Source organism: Pseudomonas sp. ERMR1:02, from assembly GCF_002277815.1.
In the GTDB taxonomy this organism is placed as follows: domain Bacteria; phylum Pseudomonadota; class Gammaproteobacteria; order Pseudomonadales; family Pseudomonadaceae; genus Aquipseudomonas.
The window spans coordinates 361743-380015 of sequence record NZ_NKJI01000004.1; the positions used below are offsets into that span (position 1 = coordinate 361743).

At 60.5% G+C, this 18273-nt stretch carries 14 protein-coding genes and 2 pseudogenes; 4 read left to right on the forward strand and 12 right to left on the reverse strand.

Features of this window, described 5'->3' with window-relative positions; all coding sequences use genetic code 11:
• Position 1: 1 nt before the first annotated feature.
• The 4 genes and pseudogenes from CES87_RS10330 to CES87_RS10345 form a co-directional block, all read right to left on the reverse strand.
• Positions 2–4561, reverse strand: coding sequence for an alpha-2-macroglobulin (locus CES87_RS10330; protein ID WP_128606057.1), 4560 nt, complete (start codon positions 4559–4561; stop codon positions 2–4).
• Positions 4558–5207: pseudogene (locus CES87_RS10335) on the reverse strand (DUF1175 domain-containing protein). Before CES87_RS10335 ends, CES87_RS10330 begins: the two are co-directional and overlap by 4 nt.
• A complete protein-coding gene (locus CES87_RS10340) occupies positions 5192–6916 on the reverse strand; it encodes a DUF2138 domain-containing protein (protein WP_128606058.1) in 1725 nt (574 codons plus the stop codon). The pseudogene CES87_RS10335 and the gene CES87_RS10340 overlap by 16 nt, the downstream one beginning before the upstream one ends.
• A 35-nt stretch (positions 6917–6951) precedes the next feature.
• The gene (locus CES87_RS10345) at positions 6952–7740 is read right to left on the reverse strand and encodes a YfaP family protein (protein ID WP_128606059.1); all 789 of its coding nucleotides are present in this window, start codon (positions 7738–7740) and stop codon (positions 6952–6954) included.
• A 476-nt stretch (positions 7741–8216) separates the two neighbouring features.
• On the opposite strand from CES87_RS10345, the gene CES87_RS10350 reads away from it, so the two are divergent.
• The 4 genes from CES87_RS10350 to CES87_RS10365 all read left to right on the forward strand — a co-directional run bounded on the left by CES87_RS10350 (position 8217) and on the right by CES87_RS10365 (position 13373).
• Positions 8217–8459, forward strand: coding sequence for an exodeoxyribonuclease VII small subunit (locus CES87_RS10350; RefSeq protein ID WP_007894317.1), 243 nt, complete (start codon positions 8217–8219; stop codon positions 8457–8459).
• On the forward strand, positions 8456–9343 hold the full coding sequence (gene ispA / locus CES87_RS10355; protein ID WP_128606060.1) for a (2E,6E)-farnesyl diphosphate synthase: 888 nt from the start codon (positions 8456–8458) through the stop codon (positions 9341–9343). Before CES87_RS10350 ends, ispA begins: the two co-directional genes overlap by 4 nt.
• 91 nt (positions 9344–9434) lie before the next feature.
• Positions 9435–11333: a 1-deoxy-D-xylulose-5-phosphate synthase gene (dxs, locus tag CES87_RS10360; protein ID WP_128606061.1), complete on the forward strand. Its 1899-nt coding sequence runs from the start codon at positions 9435–9437 to the stop codon at positions 11331–11333.
• A 156-nt stretch (positions 11334–11489) separates the two neighbouring features.
• Positions 11490–13373: a TonB-dependent receptor domain-containing protein gene (locus tag CES87_RS10365; protein ID WP_128606062.1), complete on the forward strand. Its 1884-nt coding sequence runs from the start codon at positions 11490–11492 to the stop codon at positions 13371–13373.
• Between the two features lie 129 nt (positions 13374–13502).
• Here the strand turns inward: CES87_RS10365 and CES87_RS10370 are convergent, their stop codons facing one another.
• From CES87_RS10370 to ribE, 8 genes and pseudogenes are all read right to left on the reverse strand, one after another.
• A complete protein-coding gene (locus CES87_RS10370; RefSeq protein ID WP_128606063.1) occupies positions 13503–14303 on the reverse strand; it encodes a cobalamin-binding protein in 801 nt (266 codons plus the stop codon).
• Positions 14303–14722: an MFS transporter gene (locus CES87_RS10375; RefSeq protein ID WP_128606064.1), complete on the reverse strand. Its 420-nt coding sequence runs from the start codon at positions 14720–14722 to the stop codon at positions 14303–14305. Before CES87_RS10375 ends, CES87_RS10370 begins: the two co-directional genes overlap by 1 nt.
• The gene (ribA, locus tag CES87_RS10380; protein ID WP_046815879.1) at positions 14719–15336 is read right to left on the reverse strand and encodes a GTP cyclohydrolase II; all 618 of its coding nucleotides are present in this window, start codon (positions 15334–15336) and stop codon (positions 14719–14721) included. Before ribA ends, CES87_RS10375 begins: the two co-directional genes overlap by 4 nt.
• A gap of 250 nt (positions 15337–15586) precedes the next feature.
• Positions 15587–15691, reverse strand: a pseudogene (locus CES87_RS33015) (ABC transporter substrate-binding protein); the annotation flags it as partial.
• Positions 15692–15728: 37 nt separating this feature from the next.
• Positions 15729–16232: a phosphatidylglycerophosphatase A gene (locus CES87_RS10390; RefSeq protein WP_128606065.1), complete on the reverse strand. Its 504-nt coding sequence runs from the start codon at positions 16230–16232 to the stop codon at positions 15729–15731.
• Positions 16229–17194, reverse strand: a complete 966-nt coding sequence (gene thiL / locus CES87_RS10395) for a thiamine-phosphate kinase (RefSeq protein WP_128606066.1) — start codon at positions 17192–17194, stop codon at positions 16229–16231. Before thiL ends, CES87_RS10390 begins: the two co-directional genes overlap by 4 nt.
• A gap of 22 nt (positions 17195–17216) precedes the next feature.
• Positions 17217–17717 (reverse strand): transcription antitermination factor NusB, encoded by a 501-nt coding sequence (gene nusB, locus CES87_RS10400; protein WP_008053839.1) that lies wholly within the window; start codon positions 17715–17717, stop codon positions 17217–17219.
• Positions 17714–18190, reverse strand: coding sequence for a 6,7-dimethyl-8-ribityllumazine synthase (gene ribE, locus CES87_RS10405; RefSeq protein WP_003228649.1), 477 nt, complete (start codon positions 18188–18190; stop codon positions 17714–17716). The genes nusB and ribE overlap by 4 nt, the downstream gene beginning before the upstream one ends.
• Positions 18191–18273: the final 83 nt, after the last annotated feature.

Genomic DNA, 18273 nt, shown 5'->3' on the forward strand with positions numbered 1-18273 from the left:
ATCAGTGGACCGTGACCTGACCGAGCGCCGGTTTCTGTTCCTGAGCCTGATGCTGTGGCGCATACACTTGGGTGAAACGCACCGGCGGCAGGTTGAACTGGCCTTTCTGCGAGAAACGCACCAAATGCCGCAGACGCAATTCGCCGCTCAGCGCATCCACCGGCACCGCATAAGCCAGTTGCCCCGGCTCGAAACGGGCCCTTTCCAGTGCCGTGGGCTCGGTGCCGGATTTACCCATGAGCTTGATGCCCCACGTGGTGCGCTCGACATCGGCGCCCGGTGGCAGCGGCACTTCGAGCAGGCCGTAGCGCAACGGTTTGGCTGCCTTGCTGGTGACGATCACTTCGTCCAGATACAGACTGTCACTGGACAGCGGCGTGGTGCCGATCGGCTCCAGTTTGAAGGTGAAGGCTTCGTCACCCGGCACCAGTCGCGACAGGCGTCGAGTGATAGTCACGGCCATCGGATCAACCGGCGGTTGCCGGGTCTGGAAACTCAATGTGGCGCGCAGCGGGCGCTCCTGCGCTCCAGTCAGTGACAACGCCGAAGGCACGGGCGAAGCACCCTGCCACGTCCAATACATCTCACCGGTATCACCGTACATTTTCTTCCAGCCTTCACCCGGCGCCAGCGCGATAGTGGGCGAGGCCTGCTCGATGCTGCGTTGCAACCAGGTCAGTGCCAACGCGCGCTCCAGCGTCGATTGTTGAGGCAGCAACCGTTGCAACAAAGCTGTTGCGCGAGCCTGATCGAAAGGTTGCAACGACAGGTTCAAAGCCTCGGCAAATGGCTGGGAGCTGACGGCCAATCGTTGCTGCGCGTCGGTTAGTTGCCGATTGAAAGCATCCGGCAAGTTCACTTTCGCCTGACGCGCCAGCGATGCAGTCAATACCCGTGCAGCCGCCAAGCCGAGCGCCGAATCCGGATCGCTCATGACAATGCTGTCTTCGCCATCGTCCATCAGATTCGCGGCGTTGCCCTCGCCCGCTATCGCCAGGTCGTCCATCAAGCCGCTGAGCAAGGTGTTCACCGGCAACTGCATCTGTTTGGCGAACGACAGGATCAGCGCCCTCTGTAATAGAGGCGTGTTTTTAGCCTGTTTGGCGTAGACCTCCAGCACCCGCTGCCAATGCTCCGGCGGCAGGCTCAACTCCAGCACTCGGCTGGCGTGCCAGTCAGCGTAATAGGCGTAGGCGGTAAGGAACGCATCCGGCTCACCGTCCATGCCCCACCAGGTGAAACTCGCCGAAGGCCCGGCCATTTGCACCAGACGCAGGCGGCTATTTTGCATGATCAGGCGCAAGCGATCGCGAATCTGCGGGTTCGACGACAGGGCGGGATAGGCAATGCTCAGCGGCAGCAAACGACTGGCGGTTTGCTCGACGCCACCATACGGGTAACTCAGCAGATCATCGAGGGCCGAGCGGAACAGTGCTTGCGGGCTGTCATCCAGCCGCAAGCGAATGTCGCTCGCATCCGCAGGCAAAGTCAGCGGCGTCTCACCGCTGGCCACGTCCAGACTTTGGCTTTGCGTGACCTGCCAGCCCTCACCTGTGGCGGTCAAGCGCACCGCCAAGGCATCGGCGATTTTACCGTCCTGCACCAGTTCGGCGGTCCACTCGCCATTGGTCAGCGCAAACGTCGGCAGCGCGATGTAGTTGATGCCACTATTGAGCGTGACGGGAACACGCTGTTCGCTGCCCGCGTAAAGAATCACCAGCTCGGCCTTGACCGGGTTTTCAGATTGACTGAAAGCGAACACGCCGAGATCCGGTTTATCCCCCGCGCGGAATTTGCTCGGCCCGCTCCACTTCAAATACAGCGGTTTCTCCGAGCGCACGAACTGCTTCTTCTGCCCCACCGCGCCGTCATCGGCGATGGCCCGGGCGGTGATGCGCCAGCGGGTCAGCGAGTCAGGCATCTTGAAGATGAAACGGGTTTTACCGTTGGCATCGGTCACCAGTTCCGGTTGCCACGAAGCGGTGTCGACGTCTTCGCGACGCGGCCGTTCCAGCACCTTCACGCCGCGCTCGCTGCGGTTGGCTTTGCCCGGTGCACCGGGGCTGCCGGGCAGCGCAACGTCGTAGCTGATAAACGACAGACTGGCGCTGGTGCGCACGTTGTTGCGCCGTGGATGGTAGAAGAACTGGTCGATGGTCGGCGCCACTTCCGGTTGCAGCGCGTAGACCATTTCGTCGACCACGCTGACCGTCAAATGCGCCGGGATTGGCTTGCCGGCGAACTGCGTGGTCAGGTCCACGGACACGGTGTCACCGGGTTGATAGGTTTCCTTGTCCGTGGCAATGGCCACGTCAATCTGCGGTGCGATAACCTTGATACCGGCGTTCTGGAAACTGTACTGACCGCCCTTGGTGTAGAGCACCGAGAACGTCAGGTTCGGGGTGAAACTTTCCTTCACTGGAATGCGCGCGCGGTATTGGGTATCGCTGAGTTTTTCCGTTTTCAACCAGTCACTACCCTTGGACAGCAACGCCGTGGCCTCGACCTTGTCACGTTCCAGCGACAGCAGCGCATCGCTGATCGGCTCGGGGAAAGTGATCAGCGCCAGCGCTTCATCGCCCGCCTTGTACTCGGGCTTGTCGAGGACGATTTCCACCGTGCCCGGCACGGCCTTGACACCATCGCCAGTGACTGAATGCCCGGTAGCGCCGAGGGTTCGGCCATGGTCATCCCTAAGCGTCAGGTTGTAAGTGCCCGCACGCTCGAAGGCCAGGGTGAAGCCTTTATCAGTCGGCGTAAGTTTGCCTTCGCCGGTGCTCTGATCTTCCAGACGTACCCAGCCGTAGCTGCTCGGTGCGACCGTCTCTGCTTGCTCGCTTTCATTGGCATAACTGAATGCAACTTTGTCGCCCACCGCACTGAAGCGCTGCGGTGCGCTCAAGCGGAAATTCGCCGCACCGCGATCGATGAGAATTTCTTTGGTGGTCTTGACCCGATATGCCGCTCCATCGCTGGCAAACACGGTGAGCATGTAACGGCTCGGTTTCTCGGCCGCCGGCAGATCGAGCGTAGCGTTGCCCTTGGCGTCGGTAGTCAGTTCGGTGCTGGTCAGCTCCACCGGGAATTGCCCCAGGTATTGCAGCTCGTTGTCGACCATCGACAATTGCTGGGCGCGCAGGCTCAGGCTGAGTTTGGCGTTGGCCACCGGTTTGCCGTCCGGGTACAGCAGCACCAGATTGCCTTTCACCGGTTCACCGGTGCGGTAATCCTGCTTGACCAGGTTCAGCGAAATCTCGAAGTGCGGCTTGATGTATTCGGCTACACGGAAGGCGCTGCTATAGGCCTGATCCTTGTAGCTGAAGCGCAGTTCATAACCGCCAGCCACCGCATTGTCGGGCAACTGGAATCTGCCTTGGGTACCGGCCTTCGAATCGAGTTTCAAGTCCAGGCTTTGCAGGGCCGTACCAGTCGCATCCAGCACGGTCACATTGACATCGGCTGCGGCTGGCTGCACCGAATCCCGGGCATTCTTGAACTCACGCCCGACGATTTTCAGCGACACCCAATCCCCCGGCCGATACAGCGGCCGGTCGGTGAAGGCATAGAGTTTGGTGTCGTAGATTTCGCTGTCGTAGTAGAAGTTCTCGGAGACGAAAACGCCGCCCTCTTCGTCTTCGCCGATCACGAACGAACGCTCCGGGCTGACGTGTTTCAGCCGCAGCAAACCCTCGGCATCGGTGGTGCCGCTGCTCATCACGCCCAGGCCATCGGTCCACAGCACATCGACCTTGGGCACCGAACTGCCCTCGTGTTTGCGCGCGGCCCACACCAGCAATTCATCGCCGGCAATCTTGCTCACGGCCACGGTGTTGGAGACGAAGACCATGGTGGTCGCGCGATACTTGCCGATCAGCGCTTCCACCAGATACAGACCCGGCTTCAGGTTACCCAACGGGATGTAGACGTTGCCCGGCGCAACGCTGACAAATTCGCTGGAAGACCCGGCCAGGTTCACGCCCTCAGGCGGCTGGATCGGTTTGGCCTGCCACAGTGGATAACGGAACTGACTGACCACCGGCAGGCCGGGAATCAATGCGAATTGCGGCTGCGCATCGTAGGGCGTTGGCGCGGCCATGGTGGCGCCCATCTTCAATTCCGGCACCTCCTCGGTGACTTGTTTACGCGACTCGTAGGAGAACGCCCGCTGCATCACTCGACGGGATTTGCGGTACCAGTTGTCCCATAGATAGGCCAGGGTATTGGACAGGCCTTCGCCCTTGAACTGGCCGTCGCTGACCACTCGGTGCAGGTTCTTCTGGCGCTTGAGGAAGTCCAGCGGCTTGTCGATCCGGTACACGCGAATGTCGGCGCCGCCGTAAGGCTCCATGCGGAAACGACGGTAGTCGCGACCAGGCGCTTCGAGGCGCACCATCGCCTGTTCGTCACTGGCGAAACTGCTGTCGGCCAGCAGGAAAAAGCTTTCACCGGCCACCGGCGTGTAGCCGCTAGGCTCAAGGGTGTCTTCGGCAAACACCGTCGAAAAAGGCTGCACCAGAACCAACAGCAGTGGCAGAAAACGCAGCATGCGGGCACCGATCATTGGGAGAGAAAATTCAGTCGATAGACGCCGATGAAGTTGGGGTTGGCTGCATCGGGTATCCATCGGGTGTCCTTCCATGTCATGAGTTGTTGCAGGCTTGCCGAACGCATGCCGTTATCGGTGGGTGTGGTGGTGCCGGTGTGATAGGCGATGTAGCGGCCCATCCAGATCATCAGATGCTGGTCATCGCCCTGATCGAAAACATCAGGTCACCGGGCCGAGCCAGACCCACATCGCGGCCGACCAGATGGCTGTTGAACTGGATCAATTTGATCGCGTTCACGTAGGGCCCGACTTTGCCGCCGCCCTGTTGCCACTGTTGCGCGAGGCCGCGCTGGGCATCGCTCAGTTGCAGCTCCGGCGGCAGGTAGCGATTGGACAGACCGTTGCTACGCAGCCACTTGTCGTCATGCACTTTCAGCGCTTCGTTTGCGGCGAAACGCACCAGTCCGGCGCAATCTTGCTGATACCAGCGCGGACTCGGGCCTTGGGTCAGCTGCTCCTGGGCGATGCGCACGAACCAGGCGCGAAACACCTGAGATTGCTGCACATCCAGCGCAGGTGTTTCGATGGCAAATGCCGGTCCCGTCAGCAGCAGCGCCAGCAGGCCGAAGGTTTTGATCAGTCTCGTCACAGCGCTTTCCATTCCAGCGGCAGCCATTGCCAGTGGCCGTCGGGCTCGCTGCCTTCGGGCAAGGTCAGCGCGTACTTGCCGTAACCGCCGAGCGTGCGCAGTTTCGGGATCAGGTAGGTTTGCGCAGCGTTGTAGAACACTGGCTCCATGTCCTGGGGCAGGCTGTCGAGGGTTTCCTGCTGCATCAGTTGCGCCATGGAATCCGGGCCGAAATAAACCGGCATCAGCAGGTCTTTGGGCACTACATCCGCCATCGGTGGGAAGCGTTTGTCGAGCGTGCCGAGTGCCTTGTCCACCAGTTTGTCGTCGAGGGAAAACAGCAGCGTCGAACCGTGGCGCGCCAGGCTGACGCGCATGAAGGCCTTACCGCTGATCGCGTCTGGGTCCTCGGCGTCCTTGGCTGGGTACGGGCCGAAGTTGGAACTGACCTGGCGCTGCCACTGATGGCTCGCCCCTTCCTGCTTCTCGACCACCGGGAACGCGTGTTCTTCGACATTGCCTTCGTAGGCGCCGACCATCGAGCCGAACAGTTTGCCTAGATCGCCGTCGAGTTTGGCGCTGTCCTTGTCATTCAAACTGGCCACCAGCAACGGCGTGTACAGCCGCGAATCGGCGTACCAGCACAGGCCCGCCGCACCGGCCATGTGTTCAGTCAGTGCCTGAGCCACGTTTTCTTCGGCACCGAGTTTCACCAGCAACGGTTTCTGTTGTTCGGCGGCCAGCGGCAGGGCCACGCAAGCGCTGGCGCCCATGGGCATGGCTTGCCAGATCGGTTTGAAATCGAAATCAGGCTGGTTTTCCAGTTCGTCCATGGCGAGGAAGCTGTGCCAGCCCTTGTCGTCCATGTCGAATCGCAGGCCAGCGAAGTTGGGGATAAAACGCTGATAACCCATGGCCAACACACTGGCATTGACCGATAACCGCTGCTTGATCTCCGGCGCACGGGGTTGCAGGCCGAAAGCTTCAGGGAACAGTTTGTCGCCGTTAAGCAGCGCGGCAATGGCCTGGGTCGAGACGCTACCCGACTCCTGGGTGACTCCGCTTTGCGGGTCATAGAGCTTGGCCGGATTCGACATCACTACCAGTTTGTCGCCATGGGAGGCGAACAGCAGCGCTTTGCTGGCGTTATAGGTGAGTTGAAAGAGCGCCACGTCCTCGGCGCCGACTTTCACCTCGGCGATTTTGCTCAGCTGCGAATCATCCAGCGCCACTTTCGCCAGCGGTTCCAGCACCTTGGCCAGGCCGCCGCGATCCATCACCAGCAGGAAATCCTTGAGTCGCCCATCCGCTCCGCGCCACAGCGCCACATCGGCCGGTTGATCGAACAGCTGCTCGATCAGGCTGTCCTGCAACTTCAGGTCATGCTCGTAAATGATCCGCCGCAAACTACCAATCAGCCCGAGGCGATCGGCGTGTGTTTCGTAATAGAAGACGAAACTTTCGGTCAGGGTTTCCTTGAGGAACGGCACCGCTAGCAGGTCCCTGGGCAACTGACTCAGCGACCGGGTTTCCAGCAAGGCATCGGGGCGACTCATGCCGAGCTTTTCAGCCACCAGTTGCGGTGCCGGGGCTTTGCTTTTATGCATCAACCAGCCCATGCCACCGACCACGCCCGCGACCAGACACACTCCGACCACAATGGCCGGCCAACGGCGGGACGGTTTGACGCTCGGTGTTTCGGCGGCCGGGGCTGCTGCCGGTAAATCAGTGGTGTCGCTCATGTATACAAACCCAATTCATCCGTGGTGCGGGATGCTTAATAGTTGAAAGTCTTGACCAGCAGCAGGTCACCGATCGCACGCAAGGGAACGACGAAGGTCTCGCGTTTCTCGTCGACGGTGTTTTCGTTGAGCACCAGATTGATCTGCGAGGTGATCACCTCGTTCTGGTTGCTGGCCTCATCGAAGTTATAGCCGCCGCTGCCGAAGTTGCCCCAATAGTTCACGTAAACCAGATAGGTGCCATGCAGCGGTGCGGTCATGGTGAACATTTCCGGGCCGGGGCCGTCGACGCCATCCGGATCGAGGCCGCCGCCGTTGGTCAGCGCGGAGTGAGCCCAGAACGCGTGTTGGCCATCGGGGGTAATGATGTGCAGGTCGAGTTCGGCTTTGGGATCGTCCCAACCCAGCACCACGCGAATCCGCGCGGGCGTGCGCAAATTATTGGCTTCATAGAATTGAACGCGCTTGAGCGACTGGCCTTCGGCGCTGCGCACTTCGACGCTGTTGGAACCAGCACCGAAGGCATACGGCCGGGCGAAACGTCCCTGATCGTCGGTGTACAGATTCAGTGGATTGCCGTTGACCGCCAAAGTGTGGGGACCGCGTTGCGTACCGATGGCCTTGAGCTGGCCTTCGATCATCGTGCGATTGCGCTGCACGCCCCGGTCGATGGGCGGCGTGGGATAGGCGACTTGCGGGTTTTCCGTGCGGTCCAGCAAACCGTTATAGCGCCAGCCACCCACCGGCTCTGACAACTCGGCCCCCGGCGCGGCCATGGCTGGCGCACAGATCCACCCGATCAGCAGCAAAAGAAAGGAACGCATGTGACGCCTCCTGCCATGCATGACGAAACCTTGCGCCTGATCCTCGGCGCGTTACAGATCCGGATACTGCGTTTCGCCTGAAAGACCCGGGAATGCCGGGTTATCGATGGCGCGAAGGTTAGACGCTCGCTCTGCTCCGAACAATCAGATGAATCCTACAATGCGGCGTGAATCACGGTTTGTGGGGGAAAGGTGAGCCGATTAGCGTCTTTATTCGGCTCACAAAATGAGCCGAATAATCCGTGAATATGACAAGCCACCTCTGTAGGAGCGAGCCTGCTCGCGAAGGTCGTGAACGATAACGCGTGAACCAGATGCCCAGCGGTGCCTTTGGGTTTTTCGCGAGCAAGCTCGCTCCTACAGGGGGCTGCGGCCAGCCAGTAGAAAACGGCGGTACCAAACGCCCCTCTCATTTGCCCATAAACCCCATGTCTGCTAGTGTCGCGCCGGTTTAACGTCAACCGGAAATCGCCGCCATGGCCCGCAAAAAAGCTGCACTGGATTTCGAACAGTCCCTCGCTGACCTGCAAACGCTGGTGGAGCGTCTGGAGAATGGTGAGTTGTCGCTGGAAGACTCGCTGACCGCTTTCGAGCAAGGCATCGGTCTGACCCGCGATTGCCAGGCGGCGCTGGCTCAAGCCGAGCAAAAGGTTCAGGTGCTGCTCGAGCGTGATGGTGAGTTGGCCGAAGAACCCTTCGACGCGGATCAACCAGAATGATTGCAGCGTATTCGGCGACCAGCCAGGCCCGCGTCAACGCAGCACTGGAAACCCTGTTCACCGCGCCGAGCCTTGAACTGGCCCGCCTGTACGAAGCCATGCGCTACAGCGTAATGAACGGTGGCAAGCGCGTGCGTCCATTGCTGGCCTACGCCGCGTGCGAAGCGCTGGGCGGCAAGGCCGATCAAGCCAACGGCGCGGCCTGCGCGGTGGAGCTGATTCACGCTTATTCGCTGGTACACGACGATTTGCCGGCGATGGACGATGACGACCTGCGTCGCGGCCAGCCGACTACCCACAAGAAATTCGACGAAGCCTGCGCGATCCTCGCTGGCGACGGTTTGCAGAGCCTGGCCTTCAGCGCCCTGCTCGACCCACGCCTGAGCAACGCCGACGCAGAGATTCGCCTGCAAATGGTCAGCGCCCTGGCGCAGGCTGCAGGCCCGGCGGGCATGGTCGGCGGTCAAGCCATCGACCTCGGTTCGGTTGGCCTGAAGCTCGACCAGAAAGCCCTCGAGTACATGCACCGGCACAAAACCGGCGCGTTGATCGAAGTCAGCGTCAAACTCGGCGCCCTGGCCAGTGGTCGTGCAGAGAAGGACGAACTGAAATCCCTGCAGGCTTATGCACAGGCCATCGGCCTGGCATTCCAGGTCCAGGACGACATTCTCGACGTCGAAAGCGATACTGCAACCCTCGGCAAACGCCAGGGTGCGGACATTGCACGCGACAAGCCGACCTACCCGGCCCTGCTGGGCCTCGACGCAGCCAAGACCTACGCCCTGGAACTGCGCGATCAGGCCCTGCACGCACTGCGACCGTTTGACGCAGCAGCCGAGCCATTGCGCGATCTGGCCCGCTACATCGTCGACCGCCGCAACTGACGGCGTATCCGCCAAAAAAGACCAACGCGTGGGCAGGGGCCGATGCATCAGGTAAACTGCCGCATCTTTTATACCTATAACGATTCGCCTGATGCCCACGACGTTTCATGAGATTCCCCGCAAGCGCCCAACCACGCCCCTGCTCGACCGTGCTAACACGCCGGACGGCCTGCGCCGGTTAGGCGAAGCCGAGCTGGAAACCCTGGCCGATGAGTTGCGCCTGGAATTGCTCTACACGGTCGGTCAGACCGGTGGGCATTTCGGTGCCGGCCTGGGCGTGATCGAGCTGACCATCGCGTTGCATTACGTTTTCGACACCCCGGACGACCGGCTGGTGTGGGACGTGGGTCATCAGGCTTATCCGCACAAGATCCTCACCGGTCGTCGCGAGCGCATGGGCACCCTGCGCCAGAAAGACGGCATCGCCGCTTTCCCGCGCCGCTCCGAGAGCGAGTACGACACCTTTGGCGTCGGCCACTCCAGTACCTCGATCAGCGCAGCGCTGGGCATGGCAATTGCCGCCCGCCTGCAGAACAGCGATCGCAAGGCGATTGCCGTGATCGGCGACGGTGCCCTGACCGCCGGCATGGCGTTCGAAGCGCTGAACCATGCGCCGGAAGTGGACGCCAACATGCTGGTGATCCTCAACGACAACGACATGTCGATCTCGCGCAACGTCGGCGGTTTGTCGAACTATCTGGCGAAAATCCTTTCCAGCCGCACCTACGCGAGCATGCGCGAAGGCAGCAAAAAAGTGCTGTCGCGCCTGCCCGGCGCCTGGGAAATCGCCCGTCGCACCGAAGAATACGCCAAGGGCATGCTGGTTCCCGGCACGCTGTTCGAAGAGCTGGGCTGGAACTACATCGGCCCGATCGATGGCCACGACCTGCCGACCCTTATTGCGACCCTGCGCAACATGCGCGATCTGAAAGGCCCGCAGTTCCTGCACGTCGTCACCAAGAAAGGCAAAGGCTTCGCCCCGGCGGAAGTCGACCCGATCGGTTACCACGCCATCACCAAACTTGAACCGCTGGACGCCCCGGCCGCCGCGCCGAAAAAAGCCAGCGGACCGAAGTATTCCGGTGTGTTCGGTGAATGGCTGTGCGACATGGCGGCTGTCGACTCGCGTCTGGTCGGGATCACTCCTGCCATGAAGGAAGGCTCCGATCTGGTAGCCTTCAGCGAGCGTTTCCCGCTGCGCTACTTCGACGTGGCAATTGCCGAACAACACGCCGTGACATTCGCTGCCGGTATGGCCTGCGAAGGTGCAAAACCGGTGGTGGCGATCTACTCAACGTTCCTGCAGCGCGGCTACGATCAGCTAGTGCATGACGTTGCCGTACAAAACCTCGATGTGCTGTTCGCCATCGACCGCGCAGGTCTGGTGGGCGAAGACGGCCCGACGCACGCCGGCAGCTTCGACCTGTCGTTCCTGCGCTGTATCCCCGGCATGCTGGTGATGACCCCGAGCGACGAAAACGAGCTGCGCAAAATGCTCACCACAGGGCACTTGTACGAAGGCCCGGCGGCCGTGCGTTACCCACGCGGCAGCGGTCCGAATGCGACCATCGAGAAAAATCTCGAACCGATCGAAATCGGCAAAGGTGTGGTTCGCCGCCAAGGCAGCAAAGTCGCCCTGCTGGTGTTCGGCGTGCAACTGGCCGCGGCGCTGAAAGTCGCCGAGACGCTGGATGCCACCGTGGTCGACATGCGTTTCGTCAAACCCCTCGACGAAGCGCTGGTTCGTGAAATCGCCGCCAGCCACGAGCTGCTGGTGACCGTCGAAGAGAACGCGATCATGGGCGGTGCCGGCGGCGCTGTCAGCGAGTTCCTTGCCCGGGAAAACATCCTCAAGTCGATTTTGCATCTGGGCTTGCCGGACACTTACGTCGAACACGCCAAGCCTGCGCAGATGCTGGCTGAGTGTGGGTTGGATGAGGCCGGGATCGAGGCTTCGATTCGCGAACGCCTGCAACTTCTGAAAATTTAAACGCCAAACCTGTGGGAGCGGGCTTGCTCGCGAATGCGGTGTATCAGTCGATAGATATTTTGACTGACACACCGTATTCGCGAGCAAGCCCGCTCCCACATTGGTTTTGTGCAAATTTCGAATGTGTATTCGCTTCAAAGCGCCAACGGATTGCCGATGAATCTCTCCCCCCTCGCCCTGACGCTGGCCCTGCTGCCGGCCGGCCCGCTGCTGGCCGACACCTTCGAACGCGATCAAGCCCTGAAACTGCCCGACGTGCTGATCAGCGCCAACCGCCAGGTCGAAGCACGCAACGACAGCAGCGCTGCCAACACCGTATTCACCCGCGAAGACATCGACCGCCTGCAACCGACCAGCGTCACTGATCTGCTGCGTCGGGTGCCAGGCGTGCAAATCGCACAAACCGGTGGGCGCGGCAGTCTGCCGGGGGTTTACATCCGCGGCACGCAATCGGCGCAAAGCCTCGTGTTGGTGGACGGCCAACGGATCGGCAACTCGAGCTCCGGCGACAGCAACTTGCAGCACATCAACATCGAACAGGTCGAGCGCGTGGAAGTGCTGCGCGGCTCCCGCTCGGTGATTTATGGCAGCGACGCGATCGGCGGCGTGATCCAGATCTTCACCTGTCGTGGTGGCGAACCAGGGTTGCGGCCGCAAATGCATGTGGGTGTTGGCAGCAATCAGACCTGGGAACGTAGTCTTGGCTTGTCCGGTGGCGATGAAAAAACCCGTTTCAACCTCGGCGCCAGCCTCGATGAAACCGCCGGGATCAACCGCACCCACGAGTCCTATCCCAGTGATGGCGATCACGATGCGTATCGCAACAAGTCGTTCAGCCTGAGCCTCAGTCATGCCCTCAGTGACGACATCGAAATCGGTGCCAATCTGTTGGATAACCGTGGCAAGAGCGAATTCGACAACCCATTCGGTCGCTTCGACCTGACCACTTTCGAATCAGTCCAGCAGCAGCCCTATAGCGAATTCGACGTGAGCAGCATCAGCAGCTACATCGATGCAAAGGTTAACGATATCTGGAAAACCCGCATCGAATTCGGCCACAGCGAAAACCGCGAAAAAACCCTCGACAAGCTCAGTAATGAACGCAGCGTGTTCAACACTTACCGCGATTCGGCGAGCTGGCAGAACGACCTGACACTCAATGAGCGCAACAGCCTGATCCTCGGCGGCGACTGGTACGAAGACCGGGTCAACAGCAGCACGATCTTCGACGAAGACAGCCGCTGGAACCGTGCAGCTTTCATTCAGCATCGCTACCGGACCGACAGTTTCTCCACCGAACTCGGCCTGCGCCGCGACCAGAACCAGCAATTCGGCGGCCAGAATAGCTGGAGCGGTACCTTTACCCTGCCGCTGAATCCGGACAACGATGTACTGCTGACCTACAGCGAAGGCTTCCGAGCACCAACTTTCAACGACTTGTATTACCCGGACTTCAGCAACCCGGACCTCAAGCCCGAAACCTCGAAAAGCTATGAGCTGCAATGGCGCAGTCAATTGACCGAGTACAGTCGCCTGGAAGCTTCGCTGTACCGAACGGACTTGAAAGACGCGATCATATTCGGCAGCAACTCACGCCCGGAAAACGTCGCTTCGGCGCGGATCAACGGTTTCGAAGCGGCATTGAAACAGGAACTGTTCGGCTGGCGGAGCAACCTTGGCGTGGCGATCATCGACCCGCGGGACCGCGACACAGGGCATACCTTGGCCCGCCGTGCACGACGCACCTTGAGTCTGGACCTGGATCGGCAGTTTGATCGACTGGGCCTCGGCGCCAGTTGGCAAGCGGTGAGCAGCAGCTACGACGACCCGAATAATCAACAGCCATTGGGCGGCTATGCCCTGCTGGAGTTGCGCAGCAGTTGGGAGCTCAGTCGTGAGATCAAGCTGCAGCTGAAGGTCGATAACCTGCTGGACAAGGATTACAGCCGGGTGTTGTACAGCCATGAAGGCAGCCAGTACGGATATCGCGAGGAAGGTCGGGCGTGGATGTTTGGGGTGACCTGGACGCCAGAGATTTGATATTGGATTTGCGTCGTTAAGGCGGGCCTCTTCGCGGGCAAGCCTCGCTCCTACAAGTGATGCGTTGTTTTCACGGCCCACGCAAATCCTGTAAGAGCGAGGCTCGCCCGCGAAGAATGCACCTCGGTCTCAGCGGTCGGGCGCGATCAATTGGCACAATTTGGCCGTCGCCTCGACCATCTGCCCGCTCGGTCGCTCCAGCCCTTTATCCGTCACGAGCAACAATTCCCCGTTCATCACCGCCGCCACCTGCGGCCACGCCTTCCACGCATCCAGCTGGGCCTGGTCACTGGCCAGAATCACCTCGGGATTGCGCTGCAACACCGCCTCCACGCTGACTTGCGGTGCCGGCAACGTCAGGTCGGCAAATACGTTGCGGGCACCGCAGACGTCGAGTGCATCACTGATGATCTGCCCGCCGCCCACGGTGTACAGAGGCCTATCCCAGACTTGATAGAACACGTGCAACGGCTGATCCCGGCGATAGCGCTGACGCAGTTTGTCCAGCCGCTGACGCAAGTCGGTGGCCAACGACGTCCCACGCTCAGGCCGCCCGAGCTGGTTGGCAATCGCTTCAATTTGCGCGATGAGTTGTTCGAGATTGTGCGGTTCGGCGACGTAGGTCGGGATGTTCAAGTGCTTGAGTTGCTCACGTTGGGCCGGACCAACACTGCCGGGCCAGAGCAGCAACAAATCGGGTTTCAGGCTGAGCAGCCGCTCCATGTCCAATTGACCGTAGCGGCCAACCGAAGGCAGGTGCTTGAGTTCGGCGGGGCGTTCACCGGCATCCAGCACACCCACCAGAAGGTCGGCGGAACCCAGTTCGACAACGATTTCCGAGAGGGACGGCGCGAGGCTGACCACTCGCTCAACCGCAACTGCCGAGCCGCTGACGGCCAGCAGCAAAAACGCCAGCCAGACAGAGCGCATCAACCGAGTTGACGCGGGATACGGTAAAGGTAGAACAGCACCATGGTCGACAGCGCCAGCAGCATCAGTGGCACCGCTTCGAGGCCGACAAACACCGCCAATGCTCCGATCCACGCCGGCAGGCCGGCGGCGAAGAACGCCGTGCGTCGTTTGGCAGCCAGGCTGATCCACGCGGCGGGCTCTTCAGGGGTGTCGAGGGCTTTCTGAGTGGCGATCAACGCGTGTTTGTAGCCGCCAAAGAACTTCAGGCTGACAAACATCGAAGCGACACCGGCAATGAACAACGGCATCGCCAGCACCGGCAGGATCGCCTCGCTCTGGCCGAATACGCCGTTGATCACGAACAACGGCAACAAGGCCAGTGCCAGATATTGCCACCAGTTGAAAGACAGTCGCCGCCGAACCTGACCGCGGGTCACGCCCGGTCTACCTCGCCCTGATGTTCGTTGCCCATCATGTGGTCGAGTTTGCTGGCCTTGGTCGCCAGATAGAGTTTGTTGTGCGGATTGTGACCGGTGTGCAGCGGCACGCGCTCGGCTACCACGATGCCCATGTCGGTCAAGGCTTTGACCTTGCGCGGATTATTGGTCATCAGGCGCAGGGATTTAACGCCCAGATGCTCCAGCATCGGCAGGCACATGGCGTAATCACGCTGGTCCGCGGCAAACCCCAGACGCTCATTGGCTTCAACGGTGTCGGCACCGCCGTCCTGCAATTCATAAGCGCGGATCTTGTTCAGCAGGCCAATACCACGGCCCTCCTGACGCAAGTAGAGCAACACGCCACGGCCTTCACGGGCGATGGCCTGCAGCGCCGCCTCAAGTTGTGAGCCGCAATCGCAACGCTGGCTGAACAAGGCATCGCCTGTCAGGCATTCGGAGTGCAACCGGCCAAGTACCGGGGCACCGTCGGCGATCTCGCCCAGGCTCAGCACAACGTGCTCACGGCCCGTAGCTTCGTCTAGAAAGCCGTGCATGATGAATTGCGCAAAAGGCGTTGGCAGCTTGGAAGCGGCGACAAAAACGACAGGCACCGGTGTGCTCCTGATCTAAAGAGACTGAAGATTCGCAGGCCGGCATTGTAACAGCACGTTCCGACAGGCGCTTAGGCTGAATTATCGGCCATAACAATCAATAAGTTTGATGTCAGGGTTACCCCAACCCTTTGTAGGAGTGAGCCTGCTCGCGATGACGGACTTTCAGCTGGTGAATATTTGACTGATACACCGCAATCGCGAGCAGGCTCACTCCTACAAGGTTAATCATCAGTCGTGATGATTGCGTTCAGTTCGAATCAAATGGATAAGGCTGTTTCCAGCGCTCGAAGATCGGCTTTAGATCGCCGCTTTTCACCTAGTGATCCATGCGCAGGTCGAACAATGCCATCAGCGTGTGATGGATCCTTGAAGTCTTCCCACTTAACCCATCAGGCGAAAATCCATACCAGCCCTTGCATCGCCAACCAGGCAAAAACTCCAGCCAACACATCATCAAGCATGATTCCGACCCCGCCGTGTACATGCCGGTCGATCCAGCGAATCGGCCACGGCTTGAGAATATCGAAGAAGCGAAACATCAAGAAACCCGCCAGTAACCACTGCCAACCTTCCGGCACCAGCCACAGGGTGATCCACATCCCGACCATCTCGTCCCAGACGATACCTTCGTGGTCGTGCACGCGTAGATCATCGGCCACTTTGCCGCACAGCCAGAAGCCGAACAGCATGGTGATGCCCAGCATCAACCAGTAGCCCCAATCGGGGAGCATTTGCCATAACGGGATAAAGGGCAGCGCAACTAACGACCCCCAGGTGCCCGGTGCCTTTGGCAAGGTGCCCGAGCCGAAGCCGAACGCCAGGAAATGCCATGGATTGCGCCAGACCGACGGCGGTATGTTTTCCGCCGGGACCTGTTTGGGATGATCTGTCACGGTGTCTCCCGAAAATGTTGATAACCCCGGGATTGCGGGGTGATGTCTTGTCCATCGGCGTCCAGCAGCCTTACGCCCTGCCCGTTCACGACGCGCCCGATCACATGTATCGGCCAGCCGTCGGCCAGCAATGCCGGTAACTCGACGGACGGTAAGGTGAAGGCCAACACGTAATCGTCACCGCCACTGAGCGCGGCACTTTGCGCGCCCGACAGACCAAGGAAAGCGACCAGTGCAGCCGACAGCGGCAATCGCTCACGCTCGACAAGCAGGCCGACTCTCGACGCGAGGGCGATGTGCCCGCAATCGGCGAGCAGGCCGTCGGAGATATCCAGCGCCGAAGTCGCCTTGCCACGCAGCGCCATGCCCAAACCAAGCTGCGGTTGCGGCGACCAGTAATGCGCCAGCAGCGGGTCGGCAATGACCGCCTCGGCACCGCGCTGACCAAGGACCAGCGGCAACGCGCCGGCCGCATTGCCCAGCTCGCCGCCCACACACAGCAGGTCGCCTGGTTGCGCGCCGCTGCGGGTCAACGCCAAACCGCCCGGCACCCGACCGAATACGGTCATGGTCAGGCTCAACGGCCCGCGGGTGGTATCGCCGCCCACCAGCGCCACGCCGCAGCTTTGCGCCATGAGGTTCAAACCACGGGCGTAGGCATCCAGCCAATCGGTGGTCACCGCCGGCAAAGTCAGAGCAAGGGTAAAGGCAACGGGGGTGGCGCCCATGGCGGCCAGGTCACTGACGGCGACAGCCAGCGAGCGCTGACCGAGCAGAAACGGGTCGCAGGGATCTGCGAAATGCACACCGGCCACGAGGGTGTCGGTGGAAATCGCTAACTGTTCCCCAGGGGGAACAGCCAGCAAGGCGCAGTCATCGCCGATCCCCAGGGCAACGCCTTCGCCGCCCTGCGCACAAGGCGCGGCGGCGAAGAAATTGCGGATCAGCTCAAACTCGCCCATCAGGCAACTGTTCAAGCGCTGGTTAGCGCTTGAACGCCTTCACTTCAGCTTCACGCAGACGCGGGGCCAGCTTGTCGAGCACGCCGTTGACGAACTTGTGGCCGTCGGTGGAACCGAAGACCTTGGCCAGTTCGATACCTTCGTTGATCACAACGCGGTAGGGAACGTCGACGCGCTTGAGCAGTTCCCAGGTGGACAGACGCAGAACCGCCAGTTCAACCGGGTCCAGCTCTTCGATGGTCAGGTCCAGGCAAGGCGTGAGTGCGGTGTCGATTTCGGTCTTGAACTGCGGAACCCCGTGCAGGATTTCGCGGAAGTACGCGCCGTCGACATCGGTGAAATCATTATCGACCCGGAACTGCGCTTCGATCTCGTTCAGCGATTGCTTGGCCATATGCCACTGGTACAGCGCCTGAGTCGCAAGCTGACGGGCTTCGCGACGCTTGACGCTTTTCGATGGCTTGCCGGCATCCGCAGGCTTTGGATCGCGCGGGTTGAAACGATCGCTTTCGTCGCTAATCACTTGGCCTCCAACTGCGCCAGCAGGCTGACCATTTCCAGAGCGGACAGGGCAGCTTCGGCACCTTTGTTACCGGCCTTGGTGCCGGAACGTTCGATGGCTTGCTCGATGGAATCAACGGTCAGGACGCCGAAAGCGACCGGCACGCCGAACTCCATGGACACCTGGGCCAGACCCTTGGTGCACTCGCCTGCCACGTATTCGAAGTGCGGAGTACCGCCACGAATGACCGCGCCCAGGGCGATGATTGCCGCGAACTCACCCTTCTGAGCGACTTTCTGCGCAACCAGCGGGATTTCGAAGGCGCCAGGGGCACGGATGATGGTGATGTCGCTTTCGCTCACGCCATGGCGAACCAGGGCATCAACTGCACCGCTGACCAGACTTTCAACGACGAAGCTGTTGAAACGGCCCACTACTAAAGCGTAGCGGCCTTTAGGGGCGATGAAGGTACCTTCGATGGTCTTCAGGGTCATTCGATAGATCTCTTAAAGAGCCGGGACGCGTCTTCTACGCATCCCTCAGTGATTTTTGAACCGCGAATTCAGGGCCGCAAAAA

Excerpts from the sequence above, each read along its gene's own strand:
- dxs (WP_128606061.1), top strand. The coding sequence starts at position 9,435 with ATGCCCACGACGTTTCATGAGATTCCCCGCAAGCGCCCAACCACGCCC.
- CES87_RS10365 (WP_128606062.1), top strand. The coding sequence starts at position 11,490 with ATGAATCTCTCCCCCCTCGCCCTGACGCTGGCCCTGCTGCCGGCCGGC.
- thiL (WP_128606066.1), bottom strand. The coding sequence starts at position 17,194 with ATGGGCGAGTTTGAGCTGATCCGCAATTTCTTCGCCGCCGCGCCTTGT.
- CES87_RS10370 (WP_128606063.1), bottom strand. The coding sequence starts at position 14,303 with ATGCGCTCTGTCTGGCTGGCGTTTTTGCTGCTGGCCGTCAGCGGCTCG.
- ispA (WP_128606060.1), top strand. The coding sequence starts at position 8,456 with ATGATTGCAGCGTATTCGGCGACCAGCCAGGCCCGCGTCAACGCAGCA.
- CES87_RS10345 (WP_128606059.1), bottom strand. The coding sequence starts at position 7,740 with ATGCGTTCCTTTCTTTTGCTGCTGATCGGGTGGATCTGTGCGCCAGCC.
- CES87_RS10340 (WP_128606058.1), bottom strand. The coding sequence starts at position 6,916 with ATGAGCGACACCACTGATTTACCGGCAGCAGCCCCGGCCGCCGAAACA.
- CES87_RS10330 (WP_128606057.1), bottom strand. The coding sequence starts at position 4,561 with ATGATCGGTGCCCGCATGCTGCGTTTTCTGCCACTGCTGTTGGTTCTG.
- ribE (WP_003228649.1), bottom strand. The coding sequence starts at position 18,190 with ATGACCCTGAAGACCATCGAAGGTACCTTCATCGCCCCTAAAGGCCGC.
- CES87_RS10350 (WP_007894317.1), top strand. The coding sequence starts at position 8,217 with ATGGCCCGCAAAAAAGCTGCACTGGATTTCGAACAGTCCCTCGCTGAC.